At 41.2% G+C, this 19,100-nt stretch carries 13 protein-coding genes; 5 read left to right on the top strand and 8 right to left on the bottom strand.

Annotation, left to right across the window (positions count from 1 at the left end; all coding sequences use genetic code 11):
• Positions 1-16: 16 nt before the first annotated feature.
• Positions 17-2,065, bottom strand: coding sequence for a TonB-dependent receptor domain-containing protein (locus GFH30_RS03695; protein WP_153370955.1), 2,049 nt, complete (start codon positions 2,063-2,065; stop codon positions 17-19).
• 175 nt (positions 2,066-2,240) lie between these two features.
• Positions 2,241-2,879 (bottom strand): Fe-S biogenesis protein NfuA, encoded by a 639-nt coding sequence (nfuA, locus tag GFH30_RS03690; RefSeq protein ID WP_153370954.1) that lies wholly within the window; start codon positions 2,877-2,879, stop codon positions 2,241-2,243.
• Positions 2,880-3,037: 158 nt separating this feature from the next.
• Between nfuA and GFH30_RS03685 the strand changes: the two genes are divergently transcribed.
• The 3 genes from GFH30_RS03685 to GFH30_RS03675 all read left to right on the top strand — a co-directional run bounded on the left by GFH30_RS03685 (position 3,038) and on the right by GFH30_RS03675 (position 6,415).
• Positions 3,038-3,658, top strand: coding sequence for a rhomboid family intramembrane serine protease (locus GFH30_RS03685; RefSeq protein ID WP_153370953.1), 621 nt, complete (start codon positions 3,038-3,040; stop codon positions 3,656-3,658).
• Between the two features lie 108 nt (positions 3,659-3,766).
• Positions 3,767-4,705: an ABC transporter substrate-binding protein gene (locus GFH30_RS03680; RefSeq protein WP_227551559.1), complete on the top strand. Its 939-nt coding sequence runs from the start codon at positions 3,767-3,769 to the stop codon at positions 4,703-4,705.
• A gap of 168 nt (positions 4,706-4,873) precedes the next feature.
• Entirely contained in the window at positions 4,874-6,415 is a 1,542-nt protein-coding gene (locus GFH30_RS03675) for a hypothetical protein (protein WP_153370952.1), read from the top strand.
• Between the two features lie 98 nt (positions 6,416-6,513).
• Here GFH30_RS03675 and GFH30_RS03670 read toward each other — a convergent pair whose 3' ends face one another.
• Complete coding sequence (locus GFH30_RS03670; protein ID WP_153370951.1) at positions 6,514-8,136, bottom strand: inorganic phosphate transporter; 1,623 nt, start codon at positions 8,134-8,136, stop codon at positions 6,514-6,516.
• 568 nt (positions 8,137-8,704) lie between these two features.
• On the opposite strand from GFH30_RS03670, the gene metH reads away from it, so the two are divergent.
• Positions 8,705-12,391 carry a methionine synthase gene (gene metH / locus GFH30_RS03665; RefSeq protein WP_153370950.1) on the top strand — a complete coding sequence of 1,229 codons (3,687 nt, stop codon included), beginning with the start codon at positions 8,705-8,707 and terminating at the stop codon, positions 12,389-12,391.
• Positions 12,392-12,522: 131 nt separating this feature from the next.
• On the opposite strand, the gene GFH30_RS03660 is transcribed toward metH, so the two are convergent.
• On the bottom strand, positions 12,523-13,245 hold the full coding sequence (locus tag GFH30_RS03660) for a hypothetical protein (protein WP_227551557.1): 723 nt from the start codon (positions 13,243-13,245) through the stop codon (positions 12,523-12,525).
• Positions 13,246-13,879: 634 nt separating this feature from the next.
• Here GFH30_RS03660 and dhaK point away from each other — a divergent pair.
• Positions 13,880-15,610: a dihydroxyacetone kinase subunit DhaK gene (dhaK, locus tag GFH30_RS03655; RefSeq protein ID WP_153370949.1), complete on the top strand. Its 1,731-nt coding sequence runs from the start codon at positions 13,880-13,882 to the stop codon at positions 15,608-15,610.
• A gap of 74 nt (positions 15,611-15,684) precedes the next feature.
• Here the strand turns inward: dhaK and GFH30_RS03650 are convergent, their stop codons facing one another.
• The 4 genes from GFH30_RS03650 to GFH30_RS03635 all read right to left on the bottom strand — a co-directional run bounded on the left by GFH30_RS03650 (position 15,685) and on the right by GFH30_RS03635 (position 19,040).
• Complete coding sequence (locus GFH30_RS03650) at positions 15,685-16,131, bottom strand: hypothetical protein (protein WP_153370948.1); 447 nt, start codon at positions 16,129-16,131, stop codon at positions 15,685-15,687.
• Positions 16,128-17,408, bottom strand: coding sequence for a glutaminase (locus tag GFH30_RS03645; RefSeq protein WP_153370947.1), 1,281 nt, complete (start codon positions 17,406-17,408; stop codon positions 16,128-16,130). The genes GFH30_RS03650 and GFH30_RS03645 overlap by 4 nt, the downstream gene beginning before the upstream one ends.
• A gap of 130 nt (positions 17,409-17,538) precedes the next feature.
• On the bottom strand, positions 17,539-18,336 hold the full coding sequence (locus GFH30_RS03640) for an SDR family NAD(P)-dependent oxidoreductase (RefSeq protein ID WP_153370946.1): 798 nt from the start codon (positions 18,334-18,336) through the stop codon (positions 17,539-17,541).
• 35 nt (positions 18,337-18,371) lie between these two features.
• Positions 18,372-19,040 carry a hypothetical protein gene (locus GFH30_RS03635; protein WP_153370945.1) on the bottom strand — a complete coding sequence of 223 codons (669 nt, stop codon included), beginning with the start codon at positions 19,038-19,040 and terminating at the stop codon, positions 18,372-18,374.
• Positions 19,041-19,100 lie beyond the last annotated feature (60 nt).

The raw sequence follows: 19,100 nt of genomic DNA, 5'->3' as shown, positions 1-19,100 counted from the left end.
TTTTTTATGGCAAAAATTAAAACTTAATATTCATACCCACTGTGTATCGACGACCATCTAATACGATATCGTAGTCGCCATTGGTAATTTCTTTATTGGTAATATTATAAATACCTGCGGTCAGACTCAATTTATCAGTTGCTTTAAATACAGCACCTGCATCAAAGGTACCATACGCTGGTGTGCCTTTATCCATTTCAGTACGACTTAAATAATCGCTCGTTTTGCCACGGTAGTTATAGTCCATCCATGTGTTCCATGTGTCTGAAACATCATAGTCTAGACCTACATTCAGCATGTGCTTTGGCATTTTATTTAAAGGTTGTCCCTTAAATTCACCCGTCTTTTGCTCAGATTCTGTATAGGTATAACTGGTACTTGCATGCAAATTATCGAGTACATCATAGTCTAACGTAAACTCTAAACCTTTCATTTCAGCTTCTGAGACATTTTTCATTTGGCTGACAAAACGATAAGGCTTATCAAATGCAGAACACTTCCAATCTTCTACAGGTGAACTATTGTCTGTACCAGGCGTTTCGCATAAACGATCTTCTACGATTTTGTCTTTAAAATCAGATTTAAAGACCATTAAACTACTGCTTAAGCCAAGCTCAGGTGCCGAATAGTTAAAGCCAAATTCATAACTGGTACTTTTCTCTGGCGATAAGTCTGGATTACCAATAATGACCCCACTGCCCTTACCCGTTCTGCTACCAAAACCTTCTGAGATTTGGCTAATTGTCGGTTGTTTATAACCAGTACTTACGCCACCTTTTAGGGTAAACGTATCAGTTAAATGATAAACACCATAAATACGTGGTGTAATCTCACCACCAAAATATTCATCTTTATTATAACGCGCACCGATCGTTAGAGCGAAATCATCAGTAATGCTCCATTCATCTTCTGCATAGAGTGCAAATAACCAACGATCTAAATGAGTAAGTCCTGTAATGCTCGCTAAACCATTTGTCGTATCTGTAATTTTTTCTTGTTGATATTGTCCACCGACTGTTAAAGCGTGATTACCTACAAAGAAAGAGCCTTGTGTATTAAAGATTTTTAATTGTTCTTCTTTTTCGTCGGCAACTGCTCCGCTGTACACTTTCTTAGTGGTTTCATCTTGATAGTAAGAATCAAGGCTAAAATTATCGTAGCGCGCTTTATGGCTTAAGGTGTAGAGGTTTTTTTCATTTTCATTAATCGATGCTTGCGTTGCTATATCAACGCTTTTCCCGAGTGTTGTTGTGTATTGTTGCCCTGTAAAATCATATCGTAAACCAATGTCGTTATTTTCATCGACATTCCACACCAACTCTGTTCCTAATTTTCTAACTTTCTTTTCAGACTCGCTCGAACCCGATTTTTGTCCTTCTCCACCGACATAGTCACTTTCATCATTACCTTGGAAATTAGCATCAATACTTAACGATAATTTATCTTTAATCAGTGGACCTGCCGCATACATGCTCACGCCATAGCTATCATTAGCATAGTCGTTGTCCGATTTTGTATATTCAGGTGAAATACTGCCATACCAATGACTCTTCGATGCTTTTTTGGTAATAATGTTGATTACACCACCCATCGCATCTGAACCATATAGTGATGACATTGGACCACGAACCACTTCAATGCGTTCAATCATATCGATGGGCGGCAAATATGCTCCAATTTTGCCACCGTCTGTTCCATTGCCATTGACTGCTCGACCTGCACTGACTGGTCTGCCATCTACAAGATACTTGGTATAGCTTGCGCCCATGCCACGGATGGTAATTTCTTTATTATTACCACCGCCTTGAACAGACACACCTGGCATGTTCTTAACAGCATCAATCACATCGGTATAGGATTTTTTTTGTAATTCTTCTGCAGTAATCACTGAAATTGACGCTGGTGCATCCGCGATGTTTTGTTCAAAACCACCCGCTGTAGTGACAATAATCGTTTCTAATTTTACTTTTTCTTGTTGTTGGATCACATCTTCTGCTTGAGAATTTGCTGCCATTGCTGACAGGACAGCAAATGCTAAAGTCGATTTTAATAACGGCTTATTCATACCCTAAAAACCCTAAAAAATTTGATTGTGAACAAAACATGGCTTTAATGTTGCACATTGTAATGATTTAAAATCTAAATGCAATTACTATTGATAATTGTTCTCATTAATTTATATAAATATAAAAAAACCTCAGAAATCTGAGGTTTTTAACTGAAATCTACGCGAATTGGCGTTATTTCATATACGCACCTTCAGATTGGCTATGATCGGTTTCATCAACCACATGTGCCAATTCAGGAATATGCTGTTTCAAGGTTGTTTCTACACCTTGTTTTAAGGTGATATCAATCGCTGAACACCCTTGGCAACCACCACCGAATTTAAGCACAGCGGTTAAACCATGTTCTGCATCTTCTTTCACTTCAACAAGTGCACAGTTACCGCCATGCCCTGCTAGACCCGGATTAATTTCTGACTGTAAAACGTAAGTAATACGTTCTTCAACCGATGCATCAGGACCAACGCGTGGCACCTTAGAGTTTGGTGCACGGAAGGTTAACTGACCACCGAAACGGTCTTTATTGTAATCAATGACTGCATCAAGCAAATATGGAATTGAAGGGGCATCGATGAAGGCAGGAAACTCTGGGTATTCCTGTTTATAATCTGTAGGAACAACTTCGTCAGGCGCACTGTATGCCATACAACATTCAGCACGCGGTGTACCCGGATGCTCTACAAAAACGCGTACACCAATGCCCGGTGTATTTTGTTTTTCCAAAAGATCCTTTAAATACTCTTGAGCAGTTGGTGTAATTAATAAATTCGGAATCTCACTTACAACTGCAGTGCTGCTGTTCTCAGTCGACATAACAATTATTTCCTCAAGCTGAAGTCGCTATTTTAACTGAAGATGCGGGGTAAATTTTAAAATTCAACTAAAATTGTCGGATTTATTATAAAACAACAACGCAAACTGAATTTTAATGGCATGATGATGCATAAATCACCAAGTTTAGACTATTGAGAATGCTTGATTTACCTTTTAATCATACCGTCACATTGATCATCATTACTTGTATTATTTCGTTTATTGCTTTTTCTAAAGAGCAAGTAATGAATCGTTTAATCTTTTGGCCACCCGCGATTGAGCGCGGTCAATATGACCGTTTTATCAGTCATGGTTTTATCCATGCCGATGGCGCACATTTACTTTTCAATATGATCACCTTGTTTTTCTTTGGCAGCATCATTGAAAGTTTTTATCGTCAGTATTTATACGACTTAGGTTTTGTGTTGTTCTATTTGGGCGGTTTAATTGCGGCAATTATTCCAAGCTACCTGAGTAATAAAAACAATCCACGTTGGGCGAGCTTAGGTGCTTCAGGCGCTGTCTCTGCGGTCTTATTCGCATATATCCTGTTTCAGCCGTGGAAGTTAATATTTGTGTTCTTTATTCCTGTGCCAGCGATTATTTTCGCTGTGCTGTATGTCGCATATAGCATTTGGTCAGGTAAAAAAGGCAACTCTAATATTAACCACAGTGCCCATCTTTGGGGTGCGGCTTATGGTGTCATTGTCACCATTATTATTGAACCACGTTTGATTCCTCACTTTTTACAACAATTGGCTAAAGTTCCATTTTTATAACTATATAAGAAGGGATCATCAGATCCCTTCTTTTTAAATTTATAGATGTAAATGATTTTCATTTAATGAAATTATGTTACTCTTAGGCTATTTCGAGGGTAAGACATCGTGTTAAAAAAACTGACTATTTTAATGTTATTAGGCTTGGGAACTATAGGTGCGGCATCCGCACAAGTGGACTTTAAATATAAAGACCAAGTTGTTGCTTTAAAAGAAATACCTAAAACTTTGGCGGTATATGACCTATCTGCTTTAGATACTTTAAATGCATTAGGCATTGATGCCAAACTCGTTCCAAATTCAAGTTATCATGGTGATTTGAGTCGCTATCAGACTGCACAATACACCAAGGCAGGTTCACTTTTTGAGCCAGATTTAGCGGTCTTAAAACAAGCCAAGCCTGACTTAATTATTGTGGGTGGTCGCTCTGCCTCTAAAGCCGAAAGCTTAAAAACGATTGCACCAACATTAGATTTATCGCCTGACACCTCGAACTATATGTCAAATTTAGAAGAGCGCACGAATACGCTTGCTCATGCATTTGGTCAACAAAAAATTGCAAATGAAAAATTAGCACAGCTTGCGAAGTTACAAGCAGCGCTTAAAGCAAAAACCAAGGGGCAATCTGCTCTTATGCTGTTTGCTGTCGGTCAAAACTTTATGCCGCATGCAGAAAATGATCGTTTTGGCTTTGTTTATGATTTTGCCGGATTGAAGTCTGTTTTAGACTTATCTGAAAAATCGGATGCACCCCGTCCTGAAGCAGGTAGTCCTGAGGCTTTAAAAATCGCTGAAGCCAATCTCAAACGCCTTGAAGCGGCAATCGCAAAAAATCCAGATTACATCATTGTTTTAGATCGTGGTGCTGTCAATACTCAAAAGTACACTGCACAAGAGAATATTTTGAAGCACCCAGCCCTTAAAAATGCTCAAGCTTTAAAGGATAAAAAAGTCATCTATGTAAATGCTGATGCTTGGTACATTACCGGTGCAGGCTTAAACAATACTGCATTTATGCTTCAAGAATTGATTCAAGCAATCAAGTAAGGTTGGTTTAAAACACTCTAGAAGGAAGCTTTGCTTCCTTTTTTTAATTGAAATATCTCGTAATAAATTAACCATACAGTTGGCAGTTATTGCCAATCGAGTGCTAAAGTTAGCAGCGATAATGTATACATCTGTATATTAATTGCGATTACGCACGAGATATTTTGCATGTCAACATCGATCGATGGTCTTCAATTCCCCCTTGCTCCAAATCAACAAAAACCAAGTAGTTCTCAAGTTGGACGTTCCATTGTTGCAGCCGCTTTAGCACACGTTGACCCAAACTCATCCGCGCAAGCAAGTGCTGAAAAAAACTGGCGTAAACACTACCCACGCCATTTTAAAAATTTAGTGAAGCATGGACTGCAGTCTTCTGAGTCTGCATTAGAAATCGCAAAAGCAGGCTTGCAACACGCACATGCAATTTTTGAATTTTATCGTGATGGACAGAAATATATCCTTAAAGATGTGATGTCTTTACCAACGCAAACCTTAGAGACTTATGTGCTTCAAGGGCGTTCTACTCAAGCACCTGAATGGTACGTTCCCTATCACGGACAAAAATTACAAGGGGATGCCCTGCTTAAGCAAATTCAGCAATGGCAAGAGCGCGGTATTGTTGAAGCCTCACATGCAGATGCACTACGCCAATGTATTGCCCATCCTGAATGGTTTGACTTGTCTGATCGCACCACTGTTTTATTTGGTGCTGCCTCAGAAGCAGGTCCACTCACATGGTTAGCCAAATGGAAAGCCAATATTGTCGCGGTCGACTTACCCAATACGCGGGTGTGGGGCAAAATTCTAGACACAGTGAGTGCAGGGAATGCCACCCTTTATGCACCGTGTACAGAAAAGCTTGATGCAGACACTGCAATTGACGTATTAAAAGAAAAATTAGGTGCAAATTTACTGACACAAATTCCTGAAATTGCACAATGGCTGCTCCAGTTTGAACAAGATCTCGATTTAGCTGCAATTGCATATTTAGACGGTGAAAAACATGTGCGTGTTTCCATGGCGATGGATGCCATCATGCAGCATGTGAGTGCGGAAAAAGCCAATACCAGTCTCATGTATATGTGTACGCCAACTGATGTATATGCTGTTCCGCAAGAAGTCATTGAAGCATCCACACAAAAATACAAAGCACGTTCAAAAGCACATTCACTGATTTCAAAAGGTATTGCGACGCTCTCAAGAGAATCTTTCTTTCAGAAAAATGATCACCAGTTGATTCAAAGCGGTGAAGCATCGTACGGGATCTGTGACTGTTTAGTGGTTGAACAAGGTCCAAACTATGCTTTGGCAAAACGCATTCAACAATGGCGTGCCACTTTAGCGCGAGAAAACGGTCAACGTGTCAGTATTAATATTGCACCGTCGACCACCACACATTCAGTGACCAAAAATCCCCTGCTCAAAGCTGCATTTAGTGGTGCACGTTTATTTGATGTGGAATCGTTTGCACCAGAGACGACTAATGCGATTATGGCCGCACTTTGGATTCATGATCTGCGCAATGCTGAATCCGTTGCCAATCCAGAAGTCAAACTGAACCATCCTTTAGAATTAATGATGCACGGGGCTAATCATGGCGGTTTATGGCGTGTTGCCTATTTAGCCCGTACTGCACTGCCCTTTGCAGCCTTATATGGTTTTGCAGAAGAGAAACTGCCGAAAGGCTTAATGAAAAAGTTTGGAAAATAGTATTATTCCCTCTCCTAAGTCCTCTCCCAAATGGAGAGGACTTTTCTATGATCCAAAAAAAAACGCTGCCAAAGCAGCGTTTTTTTATAAGTGAAAGATTAGAATACTTTCAGCAATAACCAATACAAACCACCTGATAAACAGATCGTTGCAGGTAGTGTGAAGATCCAAGCTGAAAGAATAGTTTTCACCATTTGGAAGTTCAAACCTGACTTATTCGCCACCATCGTACCTGCCACTGCAGAGTTTAATACGTGTGTGGTGGAAACTGGCATACCAAAACCATCTGCCGCCGCAATCGTCGACATTGCGACAAGTTCAGCAGACATACCTTGACCATAAGTCATATGCTCTTTACCAATACGCTCACCCACAGTCACAACGATGCGCTTCCAACCCACCATTGTACCCAAGCCAAGTGCCAATGCTGTTGCCACTTTTACCCATGTTGGAATGTACTGTAAGAACGAATCAAGATTATTACGATACGCTTTAACTGTTTGCTCTTGTGTTTCCGTCATGGCTGGCAATGCATCTGCTTTATCAAGACGTTTAAAGGCCGTTGAACTTAAGTACATATCATTACGGAACTCTGAAACTTGCGCTTCAGGCACATCTTTAATGTTCTGATATGAACCTACTTTTTCACCCAAATGATCGGTGAGACTTGCCAATGCTGGCACAACATCAGGCGTGATTTCTTTGGTTTGAATGTATTTGGTAATGGTTTCGCGTGCCACTTCGTCTGGAATTTCCTCATGATTTGCATAAATCACTTGCGAAGTTTGTGCAGACAATTGCCCAAAAGACTGTAGATGTTCTTGATCTAAGTTTTTGTTTAACGAGTAAGCCAACGGCACACAACCAATCAAAATCAACATGATTAAGCCCATGCCCTTCTGACCATCATTTGAACCATGCGCAAAACTGACACCGGTACAGGTAAAAATCAAAATCGCACGAATCAGTGGCGGTGGTGGTGTATTACCCTCGGGTGGCTTGAACAATTCAAGTTGCTTACGAAAGACTTTTTTCACCAACAGGAAGAGTACGGCTGCAAAAGCAAAACCAATGAGTGGTGAAAATAACAGTGCTTTACCAACTTTCATCACCTGTTCCATATCTACACCCGAAGCACCTGTGCCTGCGTGTAAAATATAGTTCATGATGCCCACACCCAAGATTGAACCAATCAAGGTATGTGAACTTGATGCAGGAATCCCCAAGAACCAAGTCCCTAAGTTCCAAAGAATTGCAGCGATGAGCATCGCGAAGACCATCGCGAAACCAGCCCCAGAACCGACATTCATGATCAGTTCAACAGGCAATAAAGCAATAATACCGTACGCTACAGCACCGCTTGCCACCATCACCCCAAGGAAGTTACAAAATCCTGCCCACATCACAGCAACAGGTGCAGACAAGGCATTGGTATAAATGACAGTTGCTACAGCATTGGCGGTGTCATGGAAACCATTTACAAATTCAAAGCCTAAGGCAATGAATAATGCTGTTGCAAGTAACACGAGGGTATAGAGATTAAGCGCTGGAACATGCGACAAATCTGCCGACAATTGAAAGCCAATATAAATCAGCGTAGAAATAATGAGGGTTAAAAACACCGGCATAAAAAATTTCGGTGTGGGCACATGAACATTGGTCGACGACTGCGAAGAGGTCGATTGTTGTGCAGTATCTACGGGAGTTTGATTAGAATTCATTCAAGCAGGAATAAAAGATTCAGAATGACTCTATTGTTCATTTTAATTGTGACAATTATATGACAAAGCACTGTTATCGGTCGCTGATTGCAGGGGCATTTTTCTAAAAATAAAAGCCCAAAAATAATGTATTCAAACCAAATTATAGTAATAAATATCAATAATTTAATAAATATTTAAATTAAAACCATCATGACTAGGTTATCCCTTCAAGATATGTCAGTTTTGCAATAATATATTGTCATATTTATGACAAATCATTACGGCTGTGCAATCTGTCATCGAATCAATGCTTTAGGATGCGCATATCTATGTATTTTAAAAAAATGCTCAGTTCAATCTCTTATCACTTATACAAACAGACTTCCAACCCAAACATCAGTCTCATTTGAACTGAATGATATAGATTCAATGCATAAGACAATGCCCTAAATCACTAAAATAGACAAAAAGACTTATCAAATTTTCATATCATGTATATCCATCTTTCTGAGGAATGAGCCGCAGAATTCACGGTTTAATTCTGCTAAGATGACCGATGTTTTTGATTTCTGCTGAGAAAGTTTGAATGTCCACACTTGCCACACTAAAAGAACTTCTTACCAAGAGAATTTTAATTATCGATGGTGCGATGGGTACCATGATCCAACGCCATAAATTGGAAGAAGCCGATTATCGTGGTGAGCGTTTTGCAGATTGGGCATACGACCTTAAAGGTAATAACGACTTACTGGTTTTAACTCAGCCGCAGATTATTCAAGGCATTCACGAAGCTTATCTTGAAGCGGGTGCAGACATTATTGAAACCAACACCTTTAATGGTACGCGTGTTTCGATGTCTGACTACCACATGCAAGATTTAGTGCCCGAAATTAACCGTACTGCTGCGCGTCTTGCCAAAGAAGCATGTGCCAAATATTCAACGCCTGAAAAACCACGTTTTGTGGCAGGTGTGATTGGTCCGACTTCACGCACCACGTCTATTTCGCCAAACGTAAACGATCCTGCATTCCGTAATATCACTTTTGATGCACTTAAAGTCGACTATATCGAATCGACCAAAGCCTTGATTGAAGGTGGTGTCGATATCATCCTGATCGAAACGGTCTTTGATACCTTAAATGCCAAAGCTGCGATCTTTGCGGTTAAAGAAGTCTTTAAAGAATTGGGTTATGAATTACCAATTATGATTTCAGGTACGATTACCGATGCCTCAGGTCGTACTTTAACTGGTCAAACCGCAGAAGCGTTCTGGAACTCGATGCGCCATGCTGAACCAATCTCAATTGGTTTTAACTGTGCGCTTGGTGCAGATGCAATGCGTCCACATGTGAAAACGGTATCTGACGTTGCCGATACCTTTGTGTCAGCACATCCAAACGCAGGCTTACCAAATGCCTTTGGTGGTTATGATGAAACACCTGAAGAAACCGCCGCATTTATTAAAGAATTTGCAGAAAGTGGTTTAATTAATATTACCGGTGGTTGCTGTGGTACCACGCCAGACCATATTCGCGCGATTGCGCAAGCTGTTGAAGGCATTGCACCACGTCAAATTCCTGAGATTGCGCCTGCATGTCGTTTAAGTGGTTTAGAAGCATTTAACATCACGCAAGATTCACTCTTTGTGAACGTCGGTGAACGTACCAATGTCACGGGTTCTAAAAAATTCCTTCGCCTCATTAAAGAAGAAAACTTTGCCGAAGCCTTAGACGTTGCACGTCAACAAGTTGAAGCCGGTGCGCAAATCATCGATATCAATATGGATGAAGGCATGCTCGATTCACAAGGTGCAATGGTGCACTTCTTGAATTTGGTCGCGTCTGAGCCTGATATCTCACGTGTGCCGATCATGATTGACTCATCAAAATGGGACATTATTGAAGCCGGTTTAAAATGCGTGCAAGGTAAAGCCATTGTGAACTCGATTTCCTTAAAAGAAGGTTATGACGAGTTTGTAGAACGTGCGCGCCTTTGCCGTCAGTATGGTGCAGCCGTGATCGTGATGGCATTTGATGAAGATGGCCAAGCCGATACCGCAGAACGTAAAAAAGCCATTTGTAAGCGCTCTTATGATGTGCTGGTCAACGAAGTCGGCTTCCCTTCTGAAGATATTATCTTTGACCCGAACGTGTTTGCAGTGGCAACGGGGATTGAAGAACACAACAACTATGGCGTCGACTTTATTGAAGCGACCGGTTGGATTAAACAAAACCTACCGAATGCGATGATTTCAGGTGGTGTGTCTAACGTATCCTTCTCATTCCGTGGCAATGAGCCAGTACGTGAAGCGATTCACTCGGTGTTCTTATACCATGCGATTCAGCAAGGTATGACCATGGGGATTGTAAATGCCGGTCAAATGGCCATTTACGATGACATTGATGCGGAACTCAAAGAAGCGGTTGAAAATGTCGTTTTAAACCGTAACCAAGGTGAAAGCGGTCAAGATGCAACAGAAAAACTACTCACTGTTGCTGAAAAATACCGTGGTCAAGCAGGTGCACAAAAAGCCGAAGAAAACCTTGAATGGCGTAATGAGTCAGTTGCAAAACGTCTTGAATATGCGCTTGTCAAAGGTATCACCACGTATATTGATCAAGATACTGAAGAAGCTCGCTTAGAAGCAACGCGCCCATTGGATGTGATTGAAGGTCCACTGATGGCAGGTATGAACGTGGTTGGCGATTTGTTTGGTGCCGGCAAAATGTTCTTACCGCAAGTGGTTAAATCGGCACGTGTCATGAAACAAGCCGTAGCTTGGCTCAACCCGTACATCGAAGCTGAAAAAACCCAAGCCGAAGCAAAAGGTAAAATCTTGCTTGCAACGGTTAAAGGCGACGTACACGACATTGGTAAAAATATTGTTGGTGTTGTACTCGGCTGTAACGGCTATGACATCGTTGACCTTGGCGTGATGGTGCCGTGTGAAAAAATTCTACAAACTGCGATTGATGAAAAAGTCGACATCATCGGTTTGTCAGGTTTGATTACCCCGTCATTGGATGAAATGGTTTTTGTTGCCAAAGAAATGCAACGTAAAGGCTTTAATATTCCATTGATGATTGGTGGTGCGACCACTTCTAAAGCACATACTGCTGTGAAAATTTCACCACAATATCAAAATGATGGTGTGTTCTATACAGCAGATGCTTCTCGTGCTGTGGGTGTTGCAACACAATTACTTTCTGCGGAAATGAAACCGCAATTGGCAGCCGACTATGCTGCGGATTATGAAAAAATCCGTGTGCGTTTAGCCAATAAACAACCGAAAGCTGCCAAATTGGCGTATGCACAGTCGGTTGAAAATGGTTTCAAAATTGATTTTGAAAAACATGCACCTGTGAAGCCGAACTTTATTGGTTCGGAAACATTTACCAATTATCCATTAGAAACGTTGGTTGACTACTTCGACTGGACACCGTTCTTTATTTCTTGGAGCTTGGCGGGTAAATTCCCAAAAATTCTTGAAGATGAAGTCGTGGGTGAAGCGGCTCGTGATTTGTTCGAAAATGCACAAGCCATGCTAAAAGACATTATTGAGAATAAACGTTTTGATGCCCGTGCCACATTCAGTATTTACCCTGCCAACCGTGTTGCAAGCGACACTGTTGCTGTTGCAGATGAAACGGGCAATGTGACTCATACCTTCGAGCATTTACGTCAGCAGTCTGACAAAGTGACTGGTAAAGCAAATTACTCTTTGGCTGACTTTGTTGCACCGAAAGATGTCGCTCAAGACTACTTGGGTGGCTTTACAGTTTCGATCTTTGGTGCTGAAGAAATGTCGCAAGACTACAAAGCCAAAGGTGATGACTATAACGCGATCTTGGTACAAGCCTTGGGTGATCGTTTTGCTGAAGCCTTTGCCGAGCATCTTCACCAACGTATTCGTAAAGAGTTCTGGGGCTATCAAGCTTCTGAAACTTTAACGAATGATGATTTGATTAAAGAGAAGTATGTGGGTATTCGTCCTGCACCGGGCTACCCTGCTTGTCCTGAGCATTCGGAAAAAGCACCATTGTTTGATTGGTTAGGTACGACTGATAAGATCGGGACTTACTTAACGTCTAGCTTTGCAATGTGGCCACCTTCAAGTGTCAGCGGTTTCTACTATGCCAACCCTGAAACCGAATACTTTAACGTGGGTAAAATCTCTGGCGATCAGCTCGAAGATTATGCGAAGCGTAAGGGTTGGACGTTGGATGAGGCGAAACGTTGGTTAGCGCCGAATTTGGATGATTCAGTGGTTTAAGTATCTCTAAATCCTCCCTAACCCTCCTTTAATAAAGGAGGGAATAAAAAATCCCCTCGATTGAGGGGATTTTTTAATTCAGTAAAATTTAAAATTAATTCTAGATGCAACAGTCCAATTCAGAATTTAAATTATAAAATTCCTATACCTGTTTGATTTTTTAATAGAGCCGCAAGTTGAGATCCTGATTTTAATTTTTCAATATAGTTGCAACCTTGGTCATTTTGAGCCCAATGAGCACATCTTAAATAATATTGGTCTAAAAGCCCCACACCATTTCTTTTTTTCTGTAGAACCATAGGTTCTGCATGGATTGGACAGCAAACTATATCAATCCCTTTTTTCTTTGATCTCAGATCAGCTTGAAGATCATCCATTCTTTCAAGAATACTTTCAGATGTATTTGGATCATGAAGAATGATATTAAAATCTTGTGAAGATAATTCAAACTCAGGTGCAGAGACATCGGTCATCAATGAAAGGTCATCTTTAGTTAGCCTTTGAGTAAATTTACATCCTTTTATTTGATTACTTTGAAAATACCAACCTGTACATCCCCAGTAAAAATCTGTTGGACTTACATATGAAAGTTCTCTAGCCCACTGTAATTTCATAGGTCTAGAACATTTAGGGCATTTCTTTGCCATAGTATCCGCAAAGGCATTCCATTGCAGAACATGTGTTGTTTCATGTCCTATGTCAACTTTCTCAATGTTCTGCACATTTGATTGAAACTTGTCAGCAGATAAAATTTGGCGACTCTGATTAATTTCATCTCGAATATATGTTTGCTTCTCCTCCAGGTCATTTATTCTTTTTTTCTGTTGCTCCGTGATGTAACCATAGTCTTTCACCTTACGTTTTAGATAAATCAACTCATCGTTAATATCATGAATTTCATCTATTTTTTTATTCTTATTTTCGTTAACGGTTTTAGTTACAACGTCTTTAGCAGAAAAAAAGTTTTTACTGTAGAAACGACTTCCGAAACCACACTTACCGCAGCACTGAATAATGATCCAATACCCGAAAACAACATATCGAAAAAACCCATACTACTATCCCTACAAAAATTTCTAATCGTTATTTTACAAGATGAAAATCAATTAACTGTATTAATAAAAATCTTATTAAGTTGGAAAATTCTGTACTACTCCTTAAAAATATTTTTAGCGCAACTCACACAACACTTGTTTTAAGTTTTTATTGTAGGGTTTCATTTTTATTTTCCTTTATTTTAAATCTCCCCTAGCCCTGAGCCATATATGGCGCAAGGGAAAAGAGGGGAATTCCACGTAGCAAATGAATTACGTGACAGCTCCTCCCTTTATTAAAGGGAGGGATTTAATTTATCAAATTAACGCCCTTTTTCTAACCGCTCAACGTCAAATCATCTGTTTTTACATTTTTAGTTCTGCAAAAAACCTCACTTTCTAGGATAATAGCCACATTTAGAACTCTCCCAAATACACGTGAAGGTTTCCCTCCATGAAAAAACTCATCAACAACCCTGAAAACTTGGTTGTCGAAATGTGCAAAGGCTTCGTGCTGGCACATCCTGAACTTGCATTTAACGAATCTTATAAAATCGTGTCACGCAAAGAAAAACACAACAATGTGGCACTCATCAGTGGTGGTGGTTCTGGTCACGAACCTGCACATGCAGGCTTTGTCGGCACAGGCATGTTAGATGCTGCTGTGTGTGGCGATGTCTTTGCATCACCGTCACAAATTCAAATTTATAAAGCATTGACCCAAGTCGCAACCGACAAAGGCGTGCTGATGATTATCAAAAACTATTCTGGCGATATGATGAATTTCCAGAATGGTGCAGCTTTAGCAACAGACGACGGTATTAAAGTTGACTATGTCAAAGTCGCAGATGACATTGCAGTTAAAGACAGCCTATACACAGTCGGTCGTCGTGGTGTGGCAGGCACAGTATTCGTCCATAAAATTGCCGGCGCAGCAGCATCAAAAGGTTTAGACCTTGCAAAAGTGAAAACCGTTGCGCAAAAAGCCGCAGATAACGTGATTAGCCTTGGTTTTGCCTATAGCTCATGTACCGTTCCTGCCAAAGGTACGCCAACGTTTACCTTAGCAGATGACGAAATGGAATACGGCGTCGGTATTCATGGTGAACCGGGTATCCGTCGTGAAAAAATCTTACCATCGCAAGAACTGGCTCAACGCATTGTCGATGACTTGTTCCTTGACCGTCCTGACCTGAAGGAAGTTGCGGTATTGGTGAATGGTTTTGGTACAACGCCACTGCAAGAACTGTATGTATTTAACAATGATGTGTGCGAGCATTTGGCGCGTAAAGGGATCAAAATTTACCGTACATTCGTTGGCAACTACATGACCAGTATCGACATGAACGGTGCATCGGTGTCATTACTTGCGGTTGATGATGAACTTAAAGGCTACTTAGATGCCGAAGCCAATACCCCTGCATTTAAAATGGATGGCTCACCTGCGTTAGCATTTGAGTTTGCAGCCAAAGATAGCAAAGCTGCACGTAGCGCAAATATTGAAGTGGAAACACAGCCTGAACACGCGGTCATTAGCAATGAACAGTTCAGCATTGAAAATATGCGTTATGTGGTCGATGTGATGTCTGCTTGTATTATTAAAAATGAAGTACCTTTCTGCGAGTTAGATGCTCACGCAGGCGACGGCGACTTCGGTATGAGCGTGGCAAAAGGCTTTAAACAGCTAAAACGTGAATGGCAAGACTTAATCCAAGCACAGCATATGGATGAGTTTATGTTGAACTGCTCAATGATCATTATGGAACATTGTGGCGGTGCGTCAGGTCCAATTTGGGGTTCAGCATTCCGTGCTGCAAGTAAAGCCATTAAAGGCAAAACCACTCTAAGCGTGGCGGATTTTGCTGAGATGCTACAAGCGGCAGTTCAAGGCATTCAAACCACAGGTGAACGTTCATTCGGTCGCGGTGCTGTTGTGGGTGATAAAACCTTAATTGATGCTCTAGTACCATGTGCAGACTCATGGTCAGCAAACACAGACAAAAGCTTTAAAGAAAACTTTGTCCTTGGTGCTGCTGCTGCTGTTGCCGGTGCAGAGTCGACTAAAGAAATTGTCGCGCGTATGGGTCGTGCAGGTACGGTCGGTGATCGCAGCTTAGGCTATCCTGATGCAGGTGCACATGGTTTAGGTGTGATCTTTAGCGATGTTGCTGAACACATTAAATAAACCAAACGCTATATAAAATCTCTATAAAAAAGCCCTGAATATTCAGGGCTTTTTTCTTGTACTCTGCCATCGATTTATGACGTTTCTATGTATTCAATGTCGATCACATTCAAGTGATGCATCATTTCTCGTATAAAAATAAAATAGAGAAAAATAGACAACTGATCTGTATCAACTTTTCTGACATAGTATTCAGTCCGCTCAATAAATTCGTTAAACGCATGTTCGAGCATCAAGCGGTCAATTTTATGCTGATCTTGAAAAAATAAATGAAAGATTTGCTTGAGTACAAGATCATGACTCACGCCTATACGCTGCACAGCATAATCAAGGTGCAGTTGCTCTAGCATCTGCTCAATGACATCTATCGCATGTTCAATGGCTAAGGCATTCAAGTGTTGTTGCTTTAAGCTCTGCGCCGCAATATGAGACAGCCCTTTTGAGATTTCAAAGTTTTGTCCATCTATATGTAGCAAAAGCCTATCAGCACTTAAACTAAACTCAAACGCTAAGGCACTCATTTCTTTTCTTCAAATTGCGCGAGATAGTGTTCGAGTGTGTCGTTTACCACCAAACGTTTATTGCCCTTGACTTGTTCTTCGCTGAGCACTCCTTCTGAATCTACGACAATGACCTGATGCCCATCTTCTTTTAGGCGCTTTACGCCTTCAAACAGCATACGTGCACCGACATCATGAATTAAAGTCAAATTAGTCAAATCCAAGATAATCTTATTTTTAGCCTGAGGTTCATCCTGCAAGAAACGCAATAACATTTCCGATTCAGTAAATTGCAAGACACCGCGCAGTTCATAGACAATCACATTTTGTTTTTTGCCGATGCTATAACGGCTTTGCAAAATGGTCTGTGCCGAAGGTGTCCCTTCCATCAAATGTAAACCCATATCGCTCGAGAGTCGCTCAAAAATCTCGACACCGCGCACGCTGTTACCATGGCTGTCGAGCTTCGGTGAAAACACCGCAATGCCGACTTGACCGGGGAGCACCCCCATAATGCCACCGGCAACGCCACTTTTGGCAGGAATCCCGACCGTGGTCAGCCAATCGCCCGCTGCATCGTACATCCCACAGGTCATCATCACACTTAACACTTGGCGCACAATGGCACGATCTAATAAGCGCTTGCCTGTTTTTGGCTGTATCCCCCCGTTCGCAAGCACACTTGTCATGGCAGCGAGGTCTTTGACCGTGACCTTAATGGAACACTGCTGAATATAACCATTGACGATTTGTTCAGGGTCTTCATCCATCACACCGACGGTTCTGAGCATATAACCGATAGACATATTGCGAAATGCCGTTTTGACTTCCGATGCATAAACATTTTCATCAAACTGCAATTCTCGTCCTGCCAGTTCACTCAAAAAACGGCGTAAATGCTCTGCTCGAGATACGGTTTTTTTATGCGGCAGCAATGCGTGTGTGGTGATTGCCCCCGAATTAATCATCGGGTTTTTTGGCAATTGGTCTTGCCCAAGCGAGATTTGATTAAAGGCTTCCCCTGATGGCTCAACCCCGACCTTTTGAAGGACTGCGTTTAACCCTAAGGTTTTTAGGGCTAAAGCATAAGCAAAAGGTTTTGACATCGACTGAATGGTAAATTCAAGCGTGTCATCGCCTGTGGAATAGATCGTGCCATCAATAGTCGACAATGCTAATGCCAATTTATTGGGGTCAGCTTGTGCCAGCTCAGGAATATAATTTGCCAATGCCCCAGATTGATTGTTATTACACGCAGACAGCACATGCTGTAAATAATCGGGCACAGGTGTTTTCATGATGATGTACTTATTGTGATTAATCTTATCCTTACATTAAAGCGCTGTGCTAAAACTACAAGTCTTAAGTTGTTACTGCAATGCAATCCAATATTTCAGACATGCTCCCAAGATGTTGATGGCACAAGTTTTACTTCACTTTCATTTTACGAATCATTTTATACAAGGTTTTTGGCGATAACCGCGATACCCACACTCCGAGCTTTTCTTTAGAACCGCCAATCACCACATATTCTTGACCTGCCAATAGCGCTTGCACCGACTGACGCGCAAAATCATCTGCTTCTAAACCATTGGCGGTTGCGTCATTGTCATAACCTTGTGGTTTCCCTGCCCCATCTAAGGCATTGATTGAGACATTGGTTTTGACAAAACCGGGAAATAACACCGAAACATCGACACCTTGCGCTGCGACTTCGGCACGTAAACTGTTTGCCCACATGTGAATCGCGGCTTTGGCTGCCGAATAAGACGCGCGATATTGTGTGCCCAATAAACCTGCAACACTGGATACAAACACAATACGTCCTGATTTCTGCGCTAAAAATGTAGGTAATACCGTTTTGGTTAAAAAAACTTGCGAGAAATAATCGAGTTCCATAATCGCACGTTCAGTTTGCATGCTGGTGTCTGCAATTAAAGCGCGCTGGCTTAAACCTGCATTATTGATCAGCCAATCAATGCGACCTTTTGCGAGCAACACTTTTTGGTAGGCAGCTTCGACTTGTGCATCGTCGGTAATGTCTACGGCAATCGAGACATGCTGCTCAGGTTTAGGCAAACTCAGACGCACATTTTCGAGTTCTTCATAACGACGTGCAGTTAAAATGACTTGCGCGCCTTGGGCTGCACATTCATAAGCCAGTGCTTTACCAATCCCTGAAGATGCACCTGTAATCCACACCACTTTGCCTTGTAAATTGTCCATATTCTTTGTTCAATCCTTGAGATACGTCTATTGTATTAAGCCTGCTGCGGAATTTCATCATCCAAAAATGCCAAGAAATGATCGAAATAATGACTGATGGCTGCGGCATCATAGATTTGCCCGAGCTTATCAAAACGCTTATAGCCCAATTGCGTGGTCAAATTGATGACACCATTTAAGGTTTTATCGACCACGACATTAAATTTCAACATCTTTTTCGGTTCACGGATTAAGTACGTCACCCCAACATCGACAATTTGGGTAAAGGCTTTCAATGCTGGCTTGGTATATTGATTATTGCCTTGCTTCATGTGTTCAACGCAGCCAAGCAACTCGGTGACTAAGGTTTGCTCGACAGGATAATAAATATAATAATGTCCATCATTTTGTTGGGTCATGTCATATAAATAATTGACCATCGGCAATAAACGTTCATTGCCAAAAAAGGACACCGACCACGGCATATATTTACGGGTGGTCTCTACAATTTGTTGTACGATTTTTTCTGACTCATGGTCTTTAGACGAAGATAAGCGCGCAATGCGACCAAACACTTGATCAATAATTTCACAGGCAATATCTGCCAAGTTATCCCCTAACGGTTTAGACAAACTTTCAGCAGCGCCCGCATTTAATTTTCGATGGATATCTTGAAAGCGTTGAAAGGTTTCAGGTTGTATTTCTAAGTAAATGTGATGACTCATCGCGCGCTCCTATTGGTTTTATTATCGTTATCGTGGTCTACACGACATGGTCATGTAATG

The organism is Acinetobacter wanghuae (assembly GCF_009557235.1).
GTDB lineage: Bacteria > Pseudomonadota > Gammaproteobacteria > Pseudomonadales > Moraxellaceae > Acinetobacter > Acinetobacter wanghuae.
The sequence above is the reverse complement of the archived record's forward strand: the minus strand, read 5'-3'. Positions and strand labels throughout refer to the sequence as shown.